This window comes from Chryseobacterium mulctrae, from assembly GCF_006175945.1.
Lineage (GTDB): Bacteria > Bacteroidota > Bacteroidia > Flavobacteriales > Weeksellaceae > Chryseobacterium > Chryseobacterium mulctrae.
This window is the reverse complement of sequence record NZ_VAJL01000001.1, coordinates 3,891,537-3,910,253: the sequence shown is the minus strand read 5'-3', so window position 1 is coordinate 3,910,253 and position 18,717 is coordinate 3,891,537. Positions and strand designations below refer to the sequence as shown.

The 18,717-nt window shown below is 34.5% G+C and carries 16 protein-coding genes; 9 read left to right on the top strand and 7 right to left on the bottom strand.

The genetic code is table 11. The features are described from left to right. Window positions 1-22: 22 nt before the first annotated feature. The 8 genes from FDY99_RS18115 (at window position 23) to FDY99_RS18080 (ending at window position 8,898) form a co-directional block, all read left to right on the top strand. Entirely contained in the window at window positions 23-208 is a 186-nt protein-coding gene (locus FDY99_RS18115) for a hypothetical protein (RefSeq protein ID WP_228448838.1), read from the top strand. 76 nt (window positions 209-284) lie between these two features. After that, the gene (locus FDY99_RS18110; protein WP_139423163.1) at window positions 285-989 is read left to right on the top strand and encodes an SMI1/KNR4 family protein; all 705 of its coding nucleotides are present in this window, start codon (window positions 285-287) and stop codon (window positions 987-989) included. A gap of 35 nt (window positions 990-1,024) precedes the next feature. Further along, window positions 1,025-1,477: a hypothetical protein gene (locus FDY99_RS18105; protein ID WP_228448836.1), complete on the top strand. Its 453-nt coding sequence runs from the start codon at window positions 1,025-1,027 to the stop codon at window positions 1,475-1,477. A 1-nt stretch (window position 1,478) separates the two neighbouring features. Next, complete coding sequence (locus tag FDY99_RS18100; protein WP_139423161.1) at window positions 1,479-2,243, top strand: hypothetical protein; 765 nt, start codon at window positions 1,479-1,481, stop codon at window positions 2,241-2,243. Between the two features lie 46 nt (window positions 2,244-2,289). Beyond that, on the top strand, window positions 2,290-3,507 hold the full coding sequence (locus FDY99_RS18095; protein ID WP_139423160.1) for a hypothetical protein: 1,218 nt from the start codon (window positions 2,290-2,292) through the stop codon (window positions 3,505-3,507). A gap of 21 nt (window positions 3,508-3,528) precedes the next feature. Next, window positions 3,529-5,997, top strand: a complete 2,469-nt coding sequence (locus tag FDY99_RS18090) for a tetratricopeptide repeat protein (protein ID WP_139423159.1) — start codon at window positions 3,529-3,531, stop codon at window positions 5,995-5,997. 61 nt (window positions 5,998-6,058) lie between these two features. Beyond that, window positions 6,059-8,272 (top strand): tetratricopeptide repeat-containing sensor histidine kinase, encoded by a 2,214-nt coding sequence (locus FDY99_RS18085; RefSeq protein ID WP_139423850.1) that lies wholly within the window; start codon window positions 6,059-6,061, stop codon window positions 8,270-8,272. Next, window positions 8,269-8,898, top strand: a complete 630-nt coding sequence (locus FDY99_RS18080) for a response regulator transcription factor (RefSeq protein WP_139423158.1) — start codon at window positions 8,269-8,271, stop codon at window positions 8,896-8,898. Before FDY99_RS18085 ends, FDY99_RS18080 begins: the two co-directional genes overlap by 4 nt. 82 nt (window positions 8,899-8,980) lie before the next feature. Here FDY99_RS18080 and FDY99_RS18075 read toward each other — a convergent pair whose 3' ends face one another. Both FDY99_RS18075 and FDY99_RS18070 read right to left on the bottom strand, forming a co-directional pair. After that, entirely contained in the window at window positions 8,981-9,547 is a 567-nt protein-coding gene (locus FDY99_RS18075) for a hypothetical protein (protein ID WP_139423157.1), read from the bottom strand. Between the two features lie 121 nt (window positions 9,548-9,668). Continuing rightward, window positions 9,669-10,724, bottom strand: a complete 1,056-nt coding sequence (locus tag FDY99_RS18070; protein ID WP_139423156.1) for a resolvase — start codon at window positions 10,722-10,724, stop codon at window positions 9,669-9,671. A 160-nt stretch (window positions 10,725-10,884) separates the two neighbouring features. Here FDY99_RS18070 and FDY99_RS18065 point away from each other — a divergent pair, with 160 nt between their 5' ends. Continuing rightward, complete coding sequence (locus tag FDY99_RS18065; RefSeq protein WP_139423155.1) at window positions 10,885-11,445, top strand: hypothetical protein; 561 nt, start codon at window positions 10,885-10,887, stop codon at window positions 11,443-11,445. Window positions 11,446-12,164: 719 nt separating this feature from the next. On the opposite strand, the gene FDY99_RS18060 is transcribed toward FDY99_RS18065, so the two are convergent. The 5 genes from FDY99_RS18060 to FDY99_RS18040 form a co-directional block, all read right to left on the bottom strand. Beyond that, a complete protein-coding gene (locus tag FDY99_RS18060) occupies window positions 12,165-12,398 on the bottom strand; it encodes a heavy-metal-associated domain-containing protein (protein WP_139423154.1) in 234 nt (77 codons plus the stop codon). 156 nt (window positions 12,399-12,554) lie between these two features. Next, window positions 12,555-12,986: a hypothetical protein gene (locus FDY99_RS18055; protein ID WP_185148741.1), complete on the bottom strand. Its 432-nt coding sequence runs from the start codon at window positions 12,984-12,986 to the stop codon at window positions 12,555-12,557. Between the two features lie 6 nt (window positions 12,987-12,992). After that, window positions 12,993-14,102 (bottom strand): efflux RND transporter periplasmic adaptor subunit, encoded by a 1,110-nt coding sequence (locus tag FDY99_RS18050; RefSeq protein ID WP_139423152.1) that lies wholly within the window; start codon window positions 14,100-14,102, stop codon window positions 12,993-12,995. Between the two features lie 4 nt (window positions 14,103-14,106). Continuing rightward, window positions 14,107-17,265: an efflux RND transporter permease subunit gene (locus FDY99_RS18045; protein ID WP_139423151.1), complete on the bottom strand. Its 3,159-nt coding sequence runs from the start codon at window positions 17,263-17,265 to the stop codon at window positions 14,107-14,109. Window positions 17,266-17,284: 19 nt separating this feature from the next. After that, window positions 17,285-18,667 carry a TolC family protein gene (locus FDY99_RS18040; protein WP_139423150.1) on the bottom strand — a complete coding sequence of 461 codons (1,383 nt, stop codon included), beginning with the start codon at window positions 18,665-18,667 and terminating at the stop codon, window positions 17,285-17,287. Window positions 18,668-18,717: the final 50 nt, after the last annotated feature.

The window sequence follows — 18,717 nt, the reverse complement described above, 5'->3', positions numbered from 1 at the left end:
ACAAAATGGCAATACCATTACATTGAAATATTATATTGAGATCAAAAAAATCTCTGGTAAAGAAAGTGTTTATGTACTGGGTTATAATTATACAAAAGATGAAACTTACAAAATACCGAATGATGTTAAAGTAATAAGAATTGAATTGTATGAAGATCAATCATACATCGGGTACAATCCCAAAGCTTATTGCTCAGCAAACTTTTAGTTTCTTGCAAAAAAATTTAAACGCCTGAAATGATACTATGATGGTTTTGCATAAAAATCAAGAAAAATAATAAGAAATGAACACTTTACAAGATTTAGAAAAGGAATTTAATTTTACTTATCCTGAGCTTTATAAGCAATTGCATACGGATAAAATGCTGGATTGGGGAGCAGAGGGAAATGGTTGGTATACCAATGTTCTTCCCACTTTAAAGGAAAATCCGCCTTTACTTTTATTTGGAAATGATATTGAAATTTGGGATCCCATCATCTATCATGGTGGAATCAGAGAAATCATTAACCACGAAATCTACGATATAAATCCAAAATATAGGATGGTTCCCTTTGCAAAAAATGGAGCTGGTGATATGTTTGTTTTTCAATTGGATATGGAGAATAATGATAAAATTCCCATCACTTTTTTCGGTCATGATTCAGATGCTGAAATTTTAGCCAAAAATCTGCAGGATTTTATCTTTAGACAGCTTTTGGAATCTTTAATCGAAATAGATGAATATTCTATGGCTTATGAGGATTCTGAAGAAGAAATTAAACAAAACCTGCACAATCAGCTGAAAACACACCGTAAGTATTTAAAGCCTGAACAAGTTGAAATTCTGGAGAATCTTTACAAACGTGATATTTTTGAATATACTTATAAAACGCCCAATGGCAGTGAATTTGATGCAGAAGGTCTGCTGACTTTTGACGAATTTGAAAAACTCATTAAACAGGAAATTGCTTTTGAAAAATTAAACACAAAATTTGATTATCGGAAATAGAATAGCTGGCTCAATACTTATAAAAAAGCACAATGATGAAAAAGAATTTTGCCTTCCCATTTTTGAGTGGCCTGTTGATTATCCTCTTCAGTTGTAGAAATCCGGAAAGAAAAAAAACAAATTTCCAGAATTATCTGAAAAATACCAACTGGATTGTTGATAGTGACAGACTTATGACCCCGGATGGCGAGAAAACCTATGATCTATCCAAGAGAATAGACACTGCAATTATTTTCAACTTTCATGCTGTAAATTTTTTGGATGAAGAAAAATTCAAAAGTTATGACGCATGGCAATGTGGAAACGATTGCTTCACAGAGGTACATGGCAGATATTATTTTACGGAAGCCAACCAGATAAAAATGGAAGTCGATAGTATTAGAAAATCTGAATTTTGTGACGCGCCTACACAAATATTCAAACCATCAAAAGTCATGTCTTTTACCCTTTCAAAAGAAGGAGAAAAGCTAAAATTAATAAGAAAATAGAATGACAGATTTAATAAGAATATTCCCCGCTTACGAAGACGTATTTTATGATGACATTGAAAATCATAAAAAATATTTTCTTCCGATTTGCTCAATTAATTTAAAGATGATTGATCCATCAGAAGATCAATGGTTGCATATTGTTTCTGTAAAGGAAATTTATGAAGGCTGTGTTGGGGAGAACAAGTCGGAATATCACACACAATTTACCAAAGCCGATATGTTTGGCTTTGATGTTATTGACGGCAAATACAAATTTGATGCAGATTGGAATTATTTTTCAGCACATACCGAGATTTTCCCGGAAGATTATGGTAAGAATTATTCAGATGCAGAGATTGAATACAATATGAATGATGCAATGTATCAATTAAAAAAGGAATATTACCAAAAACACAACAAGCTTTATGATAGAGATTTCAATCGGCCGGGTTTAGAGGTTTATGACATTCGCCGTTTAGAGCGTTTACGAAAGCTTACGTTTGAAGATCTGGAGAAAGATGGTTACTCAGAATATGCGGAGAAACGTTTGCAAAATAAGATTTTCGGTATTTTTGAAGAACTTAATACCAATGCGCTCCCCTTAGAAGAATGCAATTTCGGAGGTGAAAACCTCATTGAAAAACCCTTTAAAGCAGACGGAACCCTAATGGATTATATTGCATGTTTGGAAGGCTATGATTTTCAACAAAATTCGGCAGACCAAGTGTTTTTATTTTATGACAAAGAGCTTAAAAAGGCAGTTATTTGTTTAGAATACACATAATCTGATAGAAAATTCAACTTTGCAAAACATATAAGAGAAAAAGAAAATGGATAATAAAGAAACCTGGATAGACGGAGATACACTTTTTTATAAAGATCATGGAAACATTGAAAATGCAACCATTAATGCAATAAAATATGCTTATGTACAGGTTTTAGGAGATGTACCCTTTCTATTTGTTTTTGCAGGTCATCAACACTATATCTCTACTGAACTACATGGTTTTGAAGAAGTGTATCACAAACTGTCGGATCGTTTTCATTTTGATAACGAAACTTTTTTTGCCGTATGTAAAGCAAGAAAAGAAGATGAGAAAGTAAAAATTTGGGCAAAAAAAATGCCTCAGAATTATCAAGTTTTGAAGGAATATTATGATGATGGTGATTTGGGCTACGAAGTATATACTGAACCCAAGCAGATGATGTCCTGGGATACTACCTATGAACAATTGGAAGCATGGGGTTGTGTAGAAGCTTATTTTACCGACTTCGGGGCTAAATATTTAAGATTCAAATATCCGGTTAGAATAGAAAGTATTCTTATTGATCAATTGGAAATATATACAGACAATATCAGTATTAATCGCCCTGTACAAGAGTTTTTCGTAAATCTGTACGATGAAACCAATACCGATAAAAGCTACAAAAAACTACGCGAACTCTGGATTGATGACGATATTGATATTAATCAGTACGGTTATGAAAGAGACGACCAATGTTACCTGCAATTTGCTTTGGTGGATGGTATAAGTGCTTCTATTTGCTATACTTATGATAATGACTATGGGTATGATGATGGAAGTACATCGCTTCATTTTTATAACAAAAGACAATACAAGTATTTTTTAGAAAATAATGAATATGAAGAAGTGATGGAAGTCTCCGAATTACTATCATTCACCAATAAATTAGAGTTAAGCGTTAAATATATTGATAATGATGGAGTTAAACATATTCCACTTAAAGTAAAAGAACTGCTGCAAGAAAAAAGCGGTATCTGGCTCGACAGTGTTAATAATAAAATTGGATTTGCGGGAACAGATACTGCATTGATTTTAGACCTTGAAAAAATTACATATTTTACACTTCAGAATGTCCTTCCCGCAAAAGGATCCGGATATGCAGATTTTATGGTTCATCTTAAAACAGAAGACGATCTGTATGTTTTCATAGAGGACACCTATTTCTTCGACCAGTTTGCTAAGCAATTGGAGCGAATGACGAAAAAATCAGTGGGAATCCCTGAAGCGTATTATAACTGTTAAAAACCACACATCGTATATCTAATGGCACACCGTATTTATCTATACAATTACGATCAGAAAACAGATCAATCTTTTGATACCTATTTGGGCGAATGGAACTATGAGATTCCATTATTGCTGTATCCTCTCATCGCAGAAGATATCAAAGTGGAAGGTGTTGAATTTTTCTCTAATAAAGAACAAGGAATTGTCCACCTGCGTTATTTTTTCAATTTACTGGCTGATACTTACCAACTGCATTATAAAAAAGCCTACTACGAACCCGTCAACAAAATGTTTGAGTTCCTGGAGGCATTGCCTTATGATTCCTTCGTGATGAATGCCACAGATGTATTCAATATGAATGAAGAAAAGCATAAAGTACAGGCAAAGGAATGGCTGGTGGAAATTCAACAGAAGAGCAAGCTGTATAAAAAGGCTGTGGAAACTCAGAATCTTTCATTATTAGATTCCTTGTTTTCGCGTACAGGTTATTCTTCATTTCTCGATATTTTACAAACCGATTGGATCAATTACGGACTGGGATATTTTGAGGAGCTTGCTTATAAGAAAGTAGCCTCTTCTGTATTTGAAGAAAATGGAAAATTCGGTCTGAAGGATGCAAAAGGTGTCATTTTGGCTCCGGCTATTTATGATGAAATTTTTGAAGCAGACTATCATTACGGGGTATCGGTGATCCAAAAAGAAGGACTGTTCGGGTACCTGCAAAGTGACGGGAAAGAATTGGTTCCTCCAATGTATGAAGAAGCTTTTGATGTGTTCGATTTTGCACTGGAACCTTTGGGCGAAGTAAAAGTGAACGGGAAATCGGGGGTTTTAAAAATCTATTCAAAAATCTGGCTGGTTCCTGCTGATTATGATGCAATCGAAAGAGTAGCGTATGGATTTTTAGGGGTGGAAAAAGAAGGAAAATTTGGAGTGTATGGCGATGAAAATAATATCATTATTCCTGTTGAAAGCGAAACTCCTTATGAATATGACTATTTCCCAGAGTTGTTTTTTACCAAACAAAAGGGAACCAGCAAACGCAGATATTATACAAAAGAAGGACGCTATTTGGGTGATTTTTTAGAAGGCAGTATCTTAAAAACGAATACCTGTTTCTGGATTAAACCGAACAAATTTGACAAAAAAGGCAGATTGATTGATGAAAAGGGCGGCCTTATAATAGATGAAGCAGATCAATTGATTTTAATAGATCATTTTGAAGCACTGGCTGTTCGTACAGATAAAAACTGGAAGATCTATCATGCTTTAAAACATAGGTTTTTGTTAGACACTGAATATATTATTAAAGTAAAAGCAGAATCAAGTATTGGATATAAAAACAATGCTTTTATCCTGGAAACCCAAACCGGATTAGGACTTTTCGATGCAGACAATGAGAATTGGTTAATCGCTCCTCAATCAGAAATTAAACAGATTCATTATTTGCAAAACGGATTTTTATCTGTCCAAAAAAATGAAGGGTATCAATTGTTTGATTTCGAAAATGATTTGTCGGCTGAATTGTATGACTATATTTCTAATCCTTTGAATTATAGAACGGAAGAAGGGTTGCTATTTCTATATAAAGGGGCCAATATGTTTAGAATAAATGAAGACAGAAGCATTCAGATAGTAGAGGCAGCTGAGTATGGACCTATTTATCTGGATCGGTATTCATTCCGGGGAAAAGACTTGGAATATTTTACTTCCTTTTATAACCTTTGGAAAAACCAGGCCGGTAGTAACTTTGAACAGTTCATGGATGTTGAAATCATTAAAAAAATGGCTTTTGATGCAAAAGAAAATCAAAACTACCGTGAAGCGCTTCGCTTGTTTGAACTATCTGCTCAGAAAAACGATATAGACAGCTGGGTAGAAATGGGGATATTACTCACCGATCCTGAAATAGAATCATTATTTAATCCACAAAAAGGGATTGCATATTACGAAAAAGCGGCACAGCAAAATCATCCTGTAGCCTGGAACAATATAGGGGCTTTGTATCACAACGGGACCGGATATGCTTTTAATATCAAAAAAGCGATTCAGGCGTACGGAAAAGGCGCTGAGCTTGGTGAGGGAATGGCACTTGCCAATTTAGGTGATTTGTACTATTTTGGAGAGCATGTCATACAGGATTATGATAAAGCTTTGGATTTTTATCAAAAAGCCGAGAAAAAATACTACTATAACTACGATAAAATTTCAGAAATCTATTACCAGTTAAGAGACTATAACAATCTTTTGATGTATTTAAAGAAAGACTATGATCAGTCTTATTCGGGGATCTATTACGGTATTATCTATGAACATGGCATGGGGGTAAAAGCCGATGTAAAGAAGGCTATTAAGTACTACGAACAGGCTAATGCTTACAATGCCTACGAATATGCTACTCAGCGTTTGGTGTACTACTACGGTGAAGATCCTGCATTTAAAAATGAAAAAAAACTTCAGAAGTGGAGAGCTTTCGCTGAAGAAAATGGCTTCAAAATCAATTAGCAGGTATTTACTTATATTTACATTCTTTACTATAATACAACTTAATAAAGATAAGGGTTTGATGCACAGGTTATTGTTTATATTTATTGCACTTATTTGTCCGTTTTTTGTTCAGGCACAAGATGTTTTAAGCAAATTAGAAAAGGAATATAATCATGCTTCAAACAATACGGCTGAGCAGCTGAACCTGGCTCCCAAATACGCTACAGCCTTATTTTTTCATAACCTTAAGTCTAAATCTTATCAGGTTTTAGAAACCAACATCTCCATCGCCACAAAACAGGCTGACGGGAAATACGCCACCATTTTGTACGCTGTACAAGCCATGAATTATCGGCTTGATAATAAAGGAGCAGAATCCCAAAAAAGCCTGGACATGGCAAAAGGGTATAGTTTAAAAACGAACAGCAACGAGGCCAAAGGCTATCTGCAATATGCTAAAGGCTGGATTTTGGTACGCAATAATAAAACGACTGATGCCGTTGCTGCTTATCTAAAAGCGATCGAATATTACGAAAATTCGCCAACGACTTCCACGCTGTACGGAAGATTTGGCAATACAGCCAAAGAGCTGTCTGCTATTTATTCCAACCTCAATGAATACCAACTGGAAGAGAAATACAGCAAACAATTTCTCCTGTTGGCATCCAAACAAAATGATCCTAATCTTATCTTCGATGCCTATATGCGAATGGGATACGTATACGAACAAAAATACACCCAAACTCCATCGAACACAGAGTTTAGAAATAAAACAGAGCAGTATTATCTGCAGGCGATCACGACTTTCAACAAAAATAAAGACGCTATGCTCAACAGAAGCAGTCTTTCTTATGCTACGATCAATTTAGCCAATCTGTATACTGGTTTTGATAGGGAGAAGGCAATGCAATATGCCAGGTTAGCCAACAGCGTGAGTCTGGAAATAGGAGATCCCATTCATATCGCTTCTTCATTTGGGATTCTGGCAGAACTGGCCCTACAGGATAAAAACTATGACTTAGCTAAATCTTATTTTCTAAAAGCTTCTATGGAAATTGGGAAAAGCCCGGTCAGAGATCATAATATAGAATTGTCTATTCTTGAATCTTTGTCCAGAATCAGCGAAGAGCAGGGCAATTATAAAGAAGCACTTACGTATTATAAAAGTTATGTTGACAAATATAAAAGTGTTTACGATCAGGAAAAACTGGATATTACCAAAAGATTAGAATCTCAGTTTGATAAAGAACGACAAGAGCAGAAGTATATAAAGCTGCAGCTGGAAAGTGATAAAAAAGCACAGGAAATAAAGTTGATCAACATTCTGCGGGCAAAGCGTGAACAGGTTTACAGCAACTTAAAACTGGTGGAAGAAAATCAGCGGGAACGGTTGAAATTTTCAGAACTCGAATCTGAAAAAAGAGCGCAACAGCTTCGTTTATCAAAGCTAGAAACCGAACAAAAGAACAATGATATTAGCAATTATAAAAAGCTTTTGACCTTCAAAGAAAAGATCAACACCTACTCTATTGTTTTTATTATCATCTCAATAGCTTTAATCATTTTGTTGCTTTATGCCTATAAACAACGTGCAAAATCGATGAAGCAAAGAGACGAACTGCATGCTTTAGCCATGGAAAAAGAAAAACAAAATTCAAAAATTTCTACACTTACTGCGTTGCTTGAAGGTCAGGAACAGGAACGTGGTCGTTTAGCCCGCGATCTTCATGACGGATTGGGCGGTTTGCTTTCGGGAACCAAACTTCAATTATCTTATTTAAATCCTCATCAATCTGAAAATATAGAAGAAGGAATTTCAAAATCAATCAGCCAAATTGATGGCGCTGTAGACGAACTGAGACGTGTAGCACACAATCTGATGCCTGATCTTCTAATGAAATATGGTCTGAAAGTGGGTGTTCAGGAGTTTGCTTCACGCATGTCAAATACCGCATTAGAAATCCATACCGAATTTATCAATTACAGCAATTCTCTATCAGAAGAAAAGCAACTGATCGTATACAGAATCATTCAGGAGCTCGTCAACAACGCGATAAAACATGCCCAAACTTCAGAAATTATTATTCAGATAAGCGAAGAAGAAAATGTATTAAACCTTACTGTAGAAGACAACGGCCAAGGTTTTGACCTAAAAAGCTTAAACCTAAAAAAAACAGCGGGTATTCATAATATAGAATCTAGAGTTCAGTTTTTAAAAGGTACAATGAACATCAGATCTGAAATCAATATTGGTACCAGTGTAGAACTTCAAATTCCGATTATTCAATCATGATAAAAGTAGCGATAACAGATGATCACCCTCTTCTCTTAGAAGGTCTGAAAAATATTTTAGAAAACAGCAATACGATAGATGTAGTAGATTGTTTTAAAAGTGTTTCGGAAATGAATGCAGGACTGGCAAAACAAGCTGTCGATATTTTGTTGCTTGACATCAATCTGGTAGACACCAATAGCATTGAGCTAATAAAACCTTTAAAGAAAAAGTATAAAAACCTACAGATTATTATGCTCAGCGTTCACAACGAACTGCCTGTAATTAATAGTACTTTGGCTGAAGGCGCTTTGGGATACATTCAAAAAAACGCTTCAGTTTCCGAAATTCTGGAAGGTATTACTACTGTATATTCCGGCGAAAGGTTTTTATGCTCTCAAACCAAGTTAGTATTGGAAAAAAAAACAGCAGATGGACTCAATCAGGTTCCTAAATTAACCCGAAGAGAAAAGGAAATTTTAGCAGAAGCAGCAAAAGGACTTACGACCAATCAAATGGCAGAAAAGCTTTTTATCAGTCCGCACACCGTAGAAAGTCACCGGAAAAATCTTATTGAAAAATTTCAAACTTCTAATCTTAGCTCAGCGATAAAATTAGCGATAGAATACGGTTTGATCATCGAATAAAAATATTCGCCTAACAAAAAGGTCTGCTTTCATCATGTAAGCAGACCTTTTTTATATAATCAAATAATTGGGTGTGTAATCATTAATCTTCGAATTTCAACTCTGCCTGAAATAGGTTTTTCTTTCCTATCAGATCATATTCATCGTTATATGTTGGCTCATACATCAATATATAAGCATTTCCATTAAAATCTTTTAAATCTATTGCCTGATCAACCATAATATCATAAAACCTTGTAATGGTACGTGTTGCAGTCCATTGTTTGGAATTTCCTTTAGGATTTTGATCAAATCTATGATCTTTTGCATCATTGTAGTACCAATAAGATGGCGCCTGATCCATTAAAAACAATTCTTTGTCTTTGTTAAATAATTCTTCAGCCATTCCGGTATTCTGGAACCACGGTACATCGGGATTGTAAATATCTAAAGCGGATGTGTAAATATCTTTATTCGTAGTCGCTCCAATTAAAAATCCATCCAGATTGTTGGACGTGATTTCAAATAGAAAAGTCGATTTTTTCAGTACATAAACATCGTTTACTGGTTTAATTACTTTTCCGTCTTGTTTAATAATTACTTTTAACGATTGTGCGAAAGTCATTAGACTTAATAAAGAAAAAAGGATTGTTAAACTTATTTTTTTCATTGTTTATCTTTAAATAATTGAAGCAAAGATATTAGACTTTACCTCGATAAACACTGGCTGATTTCAGGGGTTTTTGTTTTATTTCAAACGCATTTTGGATTTAAAACAGATTAGCTTTTAATTAAATTTTGATATAAGCAGCTTTCTGTTTTTTACCTTTTGATGAAGCTGAATTAAGTGGATAAATTTCTGCATAAAAAGTATCGTTCGCTGTCCAAAATGCCTTTTTCTCATCAGCAATTTTGAAGTTGGTGAAATTTGCATACAAAAGGTTCTCCTGTCTTTTGGTTTGTGGTAAATATTGGGTGATCACAAAATTACTCCCCACATCATTATTGGATGAGATGTAGGTGACCCAGCTCTTAGTGGGCAAAATCTGTGGATAACCCTGTGTACCCAATTCAAACATGGGTGCATTTTTTATATTGTAAAAAGAATAGAAAGAATCTACGGCTTCATCAGTATTTTCTTTGAAAACCTCCAGGTTTAAGAAAGGTGATTGTCCTACATATTCATTAGCAAGTGGCCCAGTTTCAGTAGATATATCTTCACGTTGGGTAATGATTATTTTTTTACCGTTTTCATTATATATCCAATTATTATCTTTCAGCGTTATATTCGGATTTTTTACCAATGCTTCACCGATTCGGTTTTTTGATGCTGTTTTAAATTCCTGTTCTGAAATCTCGGCAATAGTACCAAACTTTTCAAAAGATTTATTATTAAAATCGTCTGATTTTTTAAATGTACTGCTTCTGATTTCATAAAGATTCGCTCCTTTTAATGTTAAATCAAATGCCGCTGTGAACTCAGACTTCAAAACAAAAGCTTCAATACTGTTCGAAATATTATTATCAATACTGTAATGAATGGAATAGAAATCATCAAACTCCTCAAAACCATAAAAATTATCGAGTTTATGATTAGCTTTTTTCAGGTGAGCTGCATCTTTATCCGGAGCTACAAAAAACTGCACAGAATCTAGCTTGGTAAATAATTGGAACGGAACGTCCTGCACATTATCTACTCCTTTTATCTTTTTAAAATCTGCAAGGGTAATTATTTTCTGTGTAACCTTCGCTTCGGGTTTGGTAGTTTCTGATGTTTTATCTTCCGGATTGCATCCCACAAAGACGACCATCATTGATGATATAATAAACTGATAAGAGATTTTCATTTTCTATATTTTCAGCCAAAGGTATCGGTATTCACAGTAGCGACCAACAAAACCGCTTCATATAAGGAATAAATGGCTGAAAACAGGGATATTTTAAATGCTGTATTTTAGAGAATTTTACAAATGATAAATTTGGTATTTTTAAAATTATTTTACGAGTATGAAAAATGTAATAATCAGTTGTTCAGTTGTGATAGCTTTGTTAGCTTCTTGTTCACCTTCTACAGATAAAAAAGTAGATAAAACAGATTCTTTAAGAACAAAAGCAGACACAATCACTATATCTGCTTCGGAAAAGAATATCACAGCAGATTCAGAGTTACCGAGTGATTTTTCAGACTTAATTCCTATTGATGTATTGGATAGCAAAAGCAACAATGTGTATGAAAAATATGGTATCGAATTCTCTGGGAACTGTTATTCATGCGATTTAGCAAGCTTATCCATAACAAAAAGTAAAATAATATGGACGAATATCTGTGATGAAAATGACACATTTGAAATCAATAATTTGTCATTCTCTAATGAAGGAAACAAAACCATTATAAAAACATCAGAGCGAACTTATACTTTAGCTAAAATAGATAAAGCTCCGGTTTACGAGTTGATTATAGAAGGTGAAAAGTTAGAATTAAAAAACAAAAGAATATCAAAATATTTTACAATCAAAAAAGCTTTGCCTCTTTTCAAAGAACATGACTGTGGCGATTTTGAGGGATAATTCATTCTTTTAAGTTTATTTCATAATTAAGAGAATAAATAAGTAACTCTATGCGATCAAAGAGCTATACTCTATAAAAGATAAGAGTTTTTTATATAATACTAAAGCCAGGACACTTTTTTTTATATGAATTGGAAATTTCAAACATTAAAAACACATTGATATATAGTTTCCTCAGTATTCATCTAACTTGAATAGAGAATATGGTTTATTTAAAACTAGATTGCTCTTGGCTTAAAGTAGTTCACATGGTAAAAAATTTAATGATTATACCCATGAGAATAAAAAATGCCAGAATAATTTTAATTTGGATTACCAAAGTCAAATCAATTTCTATTTTTTAAGAGATTAATATTTCATTTTAATAATTATGAAATACTTTCTAAATATTTCGACACCTATTTGTTTTTGGAACAGGAAAAATAAAACTAACTAAAGATAAACTATGCCAATTTCGTTTATTGTATATTAAAGTTTATCATATTTTAATTTAGTACACATTTATTAGAAATTCGTGATAAAACAGAACGGTGTAATTCTTGTTTAATTTGTCTCAAAAACTAATCATCTATAAAAGGATTTGAAGGTAAAACTCTGTTAAAATCAAAAAAGCGTCATTTGAAGTTATTTCCTTCTCTGTCGGCTTCTATTTAATAACGATTTAACAATAAATATTTGCTGAAACATCCTTTAATCATTCATAAAAGATGCTCTGTTTTTTAATTTTGCAGGTTTAATAGTTCTATCTTAAACCCTGCTTTTTTTACCAATTCTACAATTTCTTCGGCTGTAATTCCTTTTGATGCTACAGTAAGTATTTTTTCTTTGCTTGTTGTATCTACATCCCAGTGACAAACGCCATCAGCATTATCTAGATGAGGTCTTACTTTTGATATACAACCACTGCAATTGATATTTGTTGTAAACTTTAAATTCTGATTATTATTTTCCATTTTTTTAGTACTTATTTAATCATACAAAGTTGCATCAACTCCTAAGTTTTATCATTGCATTATTCTTGGTTCGTTTTATGATATTTACTGATTATGAGACCTTTGAAAAATATAAAAAAGCCGCTTGAAGTATATTCTTCAAACGGCTTGTAAAATTTAAGTGCTTTCTTTTAAAAACTTCTGATAGTTTTCTTCATTTTCAAAATAAGCAACTTCATTATTATTGCCTATAACCACAATATAAGCATCAGCTTTGCTGATTTTTTTCAATGAATGCGGGTCGGTTCCATAACGCACGCTTTTGTCTTTCGGGATTTTTTCTTTGCACATATTGCAACAACCATAGTACATTTTTCCTTCAAACGACACTTCAATTTGTTCTTTTCCCATGTAGGCATCATTTACCATGCAGACCATATTGTTGGGGACATTTTTCCCTTTTTCAGGATTATTATTTTCAGCAATTTCTTTTACAACCTCTTTATTTTCTGTTGCCTTGGTTGGTATTTCAGGCTTTTTGCTTTCGCAACTTGTTAAAAGTACCGCAGCCAATGTTACGATACTTATTATTTTAATAATTAATTTCATAATAAATTATTTCTTTTTAGTTGAGTTTGGAATCGCTGTTCCTTCTGCAATTTCTTCCGAAGCCATTTTTAAAATTTTATCACCTTCGGCTAAGTCACCAAAAATTTCCACTTTATCATCCATCATTCTGCCTTTACTCACAGAAGTATTTTTAGTTTTACCATTTTCGATCTGGATTACATACACTCCTATTCCACTTTCTACTATAGCCATTTTCGGAACAAAAAAAGTAGCCTCGGTATTTTGTAATGGAATGCTGGTTTCTGCTACCATATAAGGTTTTAGAATATTTTTTTTGTTGATAAAATCTGCTTCAATTTTCTCTGAACGAAGTTTAGCATCTAAACTTCCAGATTTTCTGCTGACTAATGCCATATGTTTTATTTGTGGCTGAGAACGTACATAAAACCGAATGGTATCCCCTATTTTAATGTAAGGCGTATTCGCTTCAGGAACTGAAAGATTCAATCGCAATTTTTGATTATTTTCAATCACCAAAAGAGGTTCTTTACTCATCGGGCTCACATAAGCTCCCAAGTCGACACTTCTATGGGTAATGGTTCCGCTAAAAGGCGCTCTTATAACTAAATAATCATTGATATTTCTAATTTCATTGTAGGCTGAGCGAGCCGCAGCTAATTGAGATTCGTCTGAAAGTTTACGCGCTTTGATCTGATCTATTGCGTCTTTTGCCATCGCTCCTTTGGTTTGATCGGCTTTCAACATTCTGTCGTAAGTTGATTTTGTAGAAATATAAATGGCTTCCTGCGCCTGTACTTTTGCTTTTGCTTTCGCAATCTGTGAAACAATTTCTGGCGCTTCCAATATCATTAAAATTTGCCCTTTTGAAACTTTATCGCCAATATCTACTTTAATATTTTTCACATAACTGTTTACTTTTGCAAACAATTCGGTTTGTTCATAAGGTTTTAATTCACCTGCTAATTTTAAAGGAACTAATGGATTTGATTTTGAAATTTCAATCGTTTCCATCATATTCATCATTCCCATTCCTTCCATCGCTGGTTTGGGTTTATTATGATCTTTATTTTCTGGAGTATTGCAAGCTGCTAAAAGCATCAAGGCTGCAAACGGAATTATATTTTTTAATTGCATTTTCTTATTGATTTGAGTTGATAAAATGAATACTGTTTTCGTCTTCAGGATCTAAGGAAGGAGAAATAATACTTGCTTTTTTCTGCATCCAGCCGAATACCAATGGAAGGATAATTAATACCGAGAAAGTAGAAAATAACAATCCGCCAATCACCGCTCTTCCTAATGGTGCAATCTGATCGCCACCTTCACCAAAACCAATTGCCATAGGCAACATTCCTGCAATCATCGCCAAAGTGGTCATGATAATCGGACGGATACGCAACTTGGCAGCTTCAACTCCTGAATTAACGGCATCATTGTTTAATTTTCTTAATGTTTCGGCATTACTGATGAGCAACACAGCATTGGCAATTGATACGCCTACAGACATGATGAGTCCCATATACGATTGAAGATTTAAAGTAGAACCTGTCATATTAAGCATCAATAAAGCGCCAACCACAACAAAGGGCACCGTTGATAAAATAACAATGGAAACACGGAACGATTGAAAAGTGGCTGCGAGCATTAAAAAGATAACGAAAACAGCAATCAGCAAACCTGTCGCTAAGCTTGATAACGTTTCATTTAATACAGGCGTCATTCCTGCAACTTCAATATTTATCCCTTTGGGTAATTCGCCTAATGACGCAATTGCAGTTTGTACATCTTTAGAAGCTTGTTCTAAATCTTTTTTATACAAATTAGCCGTCACTGTAGTGTAGCCCATTGTTCCTAAATTGTAACTTTCGCCCAATTCTTTTGTAGGAGTAATGGTGGCTACATCGCCTAAAACAGGTCGGTCTGAATTTTTTCTCAGCGGTAAATTGGCCAGTTCATCTTTACTGTTCAAAATATTTTGTGGCGTTTGTACCTGTACATCATACGCAATTCCCATCATACCGCCTACCCAAAAGTTTTTGTTGGTATAGCGTGTAGAAGCCGTAGCCGCCACCAATGATTTGGAAATATCCTGAACATCTAATCCCAATTGTGCAGCACGGGTACGGTCGATATTAATCTGCATCGCCGGATAATCCAGCGATTGAGGAATTTGCTGGTCGCGTAAATAATCAATCTCTTTCAATTTTGCCAATAGTTTGTTGGCATACATTCGGTTCATCTTTTTCATCATTCCCGAAACCCGAATTTCAATTGGCGTATTGGTACCCTGACTTAGAATTTTCTCGGTTAATTCTATCGGTTCAAAAGAAATAGACAGTTCAGGCATTTTTTCTTTGTAATAGGCTCTCAGCTTATCTTTCAATTCATCCGAATTGCCATTAAATACCTTCAAAGCCACTTGCATTAAAGCTTCGTGCGGACCTGCATTGTACAGATAAATAGGACTTACCGCAAATGTTGACGGATGTTGACCAATAAATACCGAGGAAATAGCAATATTGTCTTCACCAACATTGTGTTTCAGATGCGATAAAAATTCTTTCACTTTCATTTCTGTCACTTCAATCCGTGTACCTTCAGCTGCTTTTATCCGTACCTGAAACTGACGGGAATTGGAAGTTGGCAACACATCTTTTCCTGTGATGTGATACAGTGCAAAACCTCCAACCAAAACGACTAATAAAATAAGGCTTACAATGATTTTCTTTTGCTTGGTAAGCTTTGTTAAAAAGTTCACAAAACGGTTTCGGAATTTTGAAAACCAATCTTCTTTATGTGCCGGATTTTCGCAATGGTCTTTGTTATGTTTCATCAACCAGTTTGCCATTACCGGAACAAATGTTTGCGATAATAAAAATGAAACAATCATAGAAAAACCGATGGCCATTGCCAATGGCATAAACAAAGAACCCGGAATGCCTGTCATCATAAATGCCGGGGCAAATACCGCCAAAATACACAGCATAATCAATAATTTTGGAAACGCAATTTCCTTACATGCATCCCAAATCGCTTGTGCTTTTGTTTTACCCTTTGCAAAATGCTGATGGATGTTTTCAATCGTTACGGTACTTTCATCTACCAAAATCCCGATAGCCAATGCCAGGCCTGAAAGCGACATGATATTGATGGTTTGACCAAATAATTTCAAAAACAGTACACCTGATATAATTGAAATGGGAATCGTCATAATCACAATCAATGCAGCACGTCGGTCTTTTAAAAATAAAAGTACCATCAATCCTGTAAGTAAGGCTCCTAAAACACCTTCAACAACCAAACTTTTTAATGCATTCGTGATATAAACCGACTGATCAAATTCATAAGAAATCGTGACATCATCGGGCATATTTCGCTGAATATTTGGCAATTCTTTTTTCAAAGTATTCACAACATCCAAAGTTGAAGCATTTCCTGCTTTTGCTATATTGATATATACCGAACGTTTTCCATCGACCAAAGCATAGCCCGTCGCAATATCGGCGCCGTCTTTTATTGTCGCCACATCACGGATATACACATTGTCTACAGAACCTTTAAAAATGGGAATATCACCCAACTCTGCCACTTCTTTCACCGTATTATTGGTTGGTGTTAAATAATTTTTATTTCCGATATACACATTTCCTGAAGGCGATGTGATGTTATTACGGTTGATTGCTTCTACAATTTGCTCTGGAGATAAATTATGCGAGCGAAGTTTATACGGATCAATATTCACCTCAATTGTACGCGGACTTCCTCCAAAAGGCGGTGCAGTCGTCAATCCGGGAATTTTAATTAAAAAAGGACGAGCATTAAAATTGGCAATATCCTGTAACTGATTGTTTGTTTTGGTATTACTTCTAAACACCAACTGACCAACCGGTTGCGAAGATGCATCAAAACGAATAATAAACGGCGGTGGCGCTCCAGGAGGTAAAAATACCTGCGAACGGTTTGACAAAGCATTGACCGTTGCTATAGCTTCACCCATTTCTGTACCTTCATAAAAGGTAACTTTCATTAAGGTAAGACCTTGTGTATTTTTAGATTCGATACTTTTAATACCATTGGTAAAAAGCATCATGTTAACATACATTTTGGTAAAGTAACCTTCCATTTGTTGTGGCGTATAACCGTTGAATGAATGGGCGATGTAAACCACCGGCAAATCCATTTCGGGCAGAATATCTACCTTGATTTCTTTGGTCGCTTTTAAACCAAAAAAGAATAATCCCAACACTACAACCATAATAGCGATTGGTTTTTGCAGGGCAAATTTTATCATATTCATATTGAAAATTCTTAATAGGTTATGGTATTAATATTTGAATATCTCCCTGTGCAGAAGCCAGTAACAACAAAGCCTGCCAAATGTTATTTTGGGCAATTTCGTAATCAATTTCAGCTCTGTTTAGACTGTATAAAGCTTGTGTAAAATCAACCAATGTAGTCAATCCGTTTTCATACAAAGCAGTTTGCTGTTTGTGAGCCAAAGCTGCTGCATTCAACTGAATTTTAGTTTCATCAAAATTATTGTAGGCATTTTTTAGCTGTTCAGTAGCTTGATAAGACAAGGTCTTCAGCTCTTTTTGTTGTGCATCAAAAGTATATTGCAGCGATTTTGTTATGTATTGCTGTTCTTTTATTTTTGTATTAAAACGGAAAAGACTGGTAACATTCCAGGTTAGAGAAAGACCCAACAAGTAATTGCCTCGATCAACTCCTACTCCTTTTAAATAGTTAGCTGAATAAGCTGAGTTATCTTGTGCATAATTGGCTTCAAAACCAGAACCACGCCCTTGAATAACCCCAAAAGCTGATACATTTGGTTTTTTATGAGCTTTCAAGACTTCAATGCTTTGTTCGCTTTCATTGATTTTGCTTTGTTGCCATTGCAAATACGGATGCTTTTCAATATTATTTTCTGCTGTTTCTAATAAATTATTTGGAAGTGATGTGCTGTACAAACTATCCAGTTGATAGATTTTAAAATCATCATTAATTAACACAGCGAGCTGTTTTGACCATTCTAATTCTTTATCAAAAGTCTTTATCTGCAACGATTTTGCATTAGACCATTCAGCTTTTGCCAATTGCGCATCAACCTCAGGAATCAATCCGCTTTTAGCTCTTGCATTAGTCATTTCATAAAAAACCTGTGCCCGTTCTGCATTTTTTTCCTGAACGAATTTGATTCTCTGACTTGCTAATAAATTGAGATAAGCTGCACTTACTTTTATTTGCTGTTGGAAAACTTCCTGTTGCAAATCAGCTTTGGCAGTTAATTCTTTTTTGCTTCCCAATTCTACCTGATTTTTGATTCTTCCGAATGAAAATACATTCCAGTTGATATTTGCGAAATAAAGAGAACCAAAAGCGGCATTCCAATTTTGTTCTGCCAAAGGCATTGATGTAGCAGCAGAACTTAGTCCACCATAAGCGTACATCGGACCGTGCTGCACATTGATGGTTCCGAAACTTTGCTGTGCAGAAAGCGTAAAATCAGGTAAATATTGTTGCTTTTGAAAAGCTGTGTTTTGAGCCGAAGCATCGACTAACTGTTGCTTTGCTTTTATTTTATCGTATTGACTTTGGGTACGATAAAGGGCATCTTCTAGTTTCAATATCTGACTATAACTATTTAAATAGCAAATCGATACTAAAATTACAGATGCAGTGAGTTTTAATTTCATTGTATATAAAATTTAGAAATTAGACATAAAAATGTAGGCAGAATCGAGAA

What these genes read in the sequence shown, in the direction of transcription:
- FDY99_RS18070 (WP_139423156.1), bottom strand. Translation starts at nt 10,724, where the DNA reads ATGAAAATCTCTTATCAGTTTATTATATCATCAATGATGGTCGTCTTT.
- FDY99_RS18110 (WP_139423163.1), top strand. Translation starts at nt 285, where the DNA reads ATGAACACTTTACAAGATTTAGAAAAGGAATTTAATTTTACTTATCCT.
- FDY99_RS18080 (WP_139423158.1), top strand. Translation starts at nt 8,269, where the DNA reads ATGATAAAAGTAGCGATAACAGATGATCACCCTCTTCTCTTAGAAGGT.
- FDY99_RS18085 (WP_139423850.1), top strand. Translation starts at nt 6,059, where the DNA reads ATGCACAGGTTATTGTTTATATTTATTGCACTTATTTGTCCGTTTTTT.
- FDY99_RS18060 (WP_139423154.1), bottom strand. Translation starts at nt 12,398, where the DNA reads ATGGAAAATAATAATCAGAATTTAAAGTTTACAACAAATATCAATTGC.
- FDY99_RS18040 (WP_139423150.1), bottom strand. Translation starts at nt 18,667, where the DNA reads ATGAAATTAAAACTCACTGCATCTGTAATTTTAGTATCGATTTGCTAT.
- FDY99_RS18075 (WP_139423157.1), bottom strand. Translation starts at nt 9,547, where the DNA reads ATGAAAAAAATAAGTTTAACAATCCTTTTTTCTTTATTAAGTCTAATG.
- FDY99_RS18105 (WP_228448836.1), top strand. Translation starts at nt 1,025, where the DNA reads ATGAAAAAGAATTTTGCCTTCCCATTTTTGAGTGGCCTGTTGATTATC.
- FDY99_RS18100 (WP_139423161.1), top strand. Translation starts at nt 1,479, where the DNA reads ATGACAGATTTAATAAGAATATTCCCCGCTTACGAAGACGTATTTTAT.
- FDY99_RS18050 (WP_139423152.1), bottom strand. Translation starts at nt 14,102, where the DNA reads ATGCAATTAAAAAATATAATTCCGTTTGCAGCCTTGATGCTTTTAGCA.
- FDY99_RS18045 (WP_139423151.1), bottom strand. Translation starts at nt 17,265, where the DNA reads ATGAATATGATAAAATTTGCCCTGCAAAAACCAATCGCTATTATGGTT.
- FDY99_RS18065 (WP_139423155.1), top strand. Translation starts at nt 10,885, where the DNA reads ATGAAAAATGTAATAATCAGTTGTTCAGTTGTGATAGCTTTGTTAGCT.
- FDY99_RS18090 (WP_139423159.1), top strand. Translation starts at nt 3,529, where the DNA reads ATGGCACACCGTATTTATCTATACAATTACGATCAGAAAACAGATCAA.
- FDY99_RS18095 (WP_139423160.1), top strand. Translation starts at nt 2,290, where the DNA reads ATGGATAATAAAGAAACCTGGATAGACGGAGATACACTTTTTTATAAA.
- FDY99_RS18055 (WP_185148741.1), bottom strand. Translation starts at nt 12,986, where the DNA reads ATGAAATTAATTATTAAAATAATAAGTATCGTAACATTGGCTGCGGTA.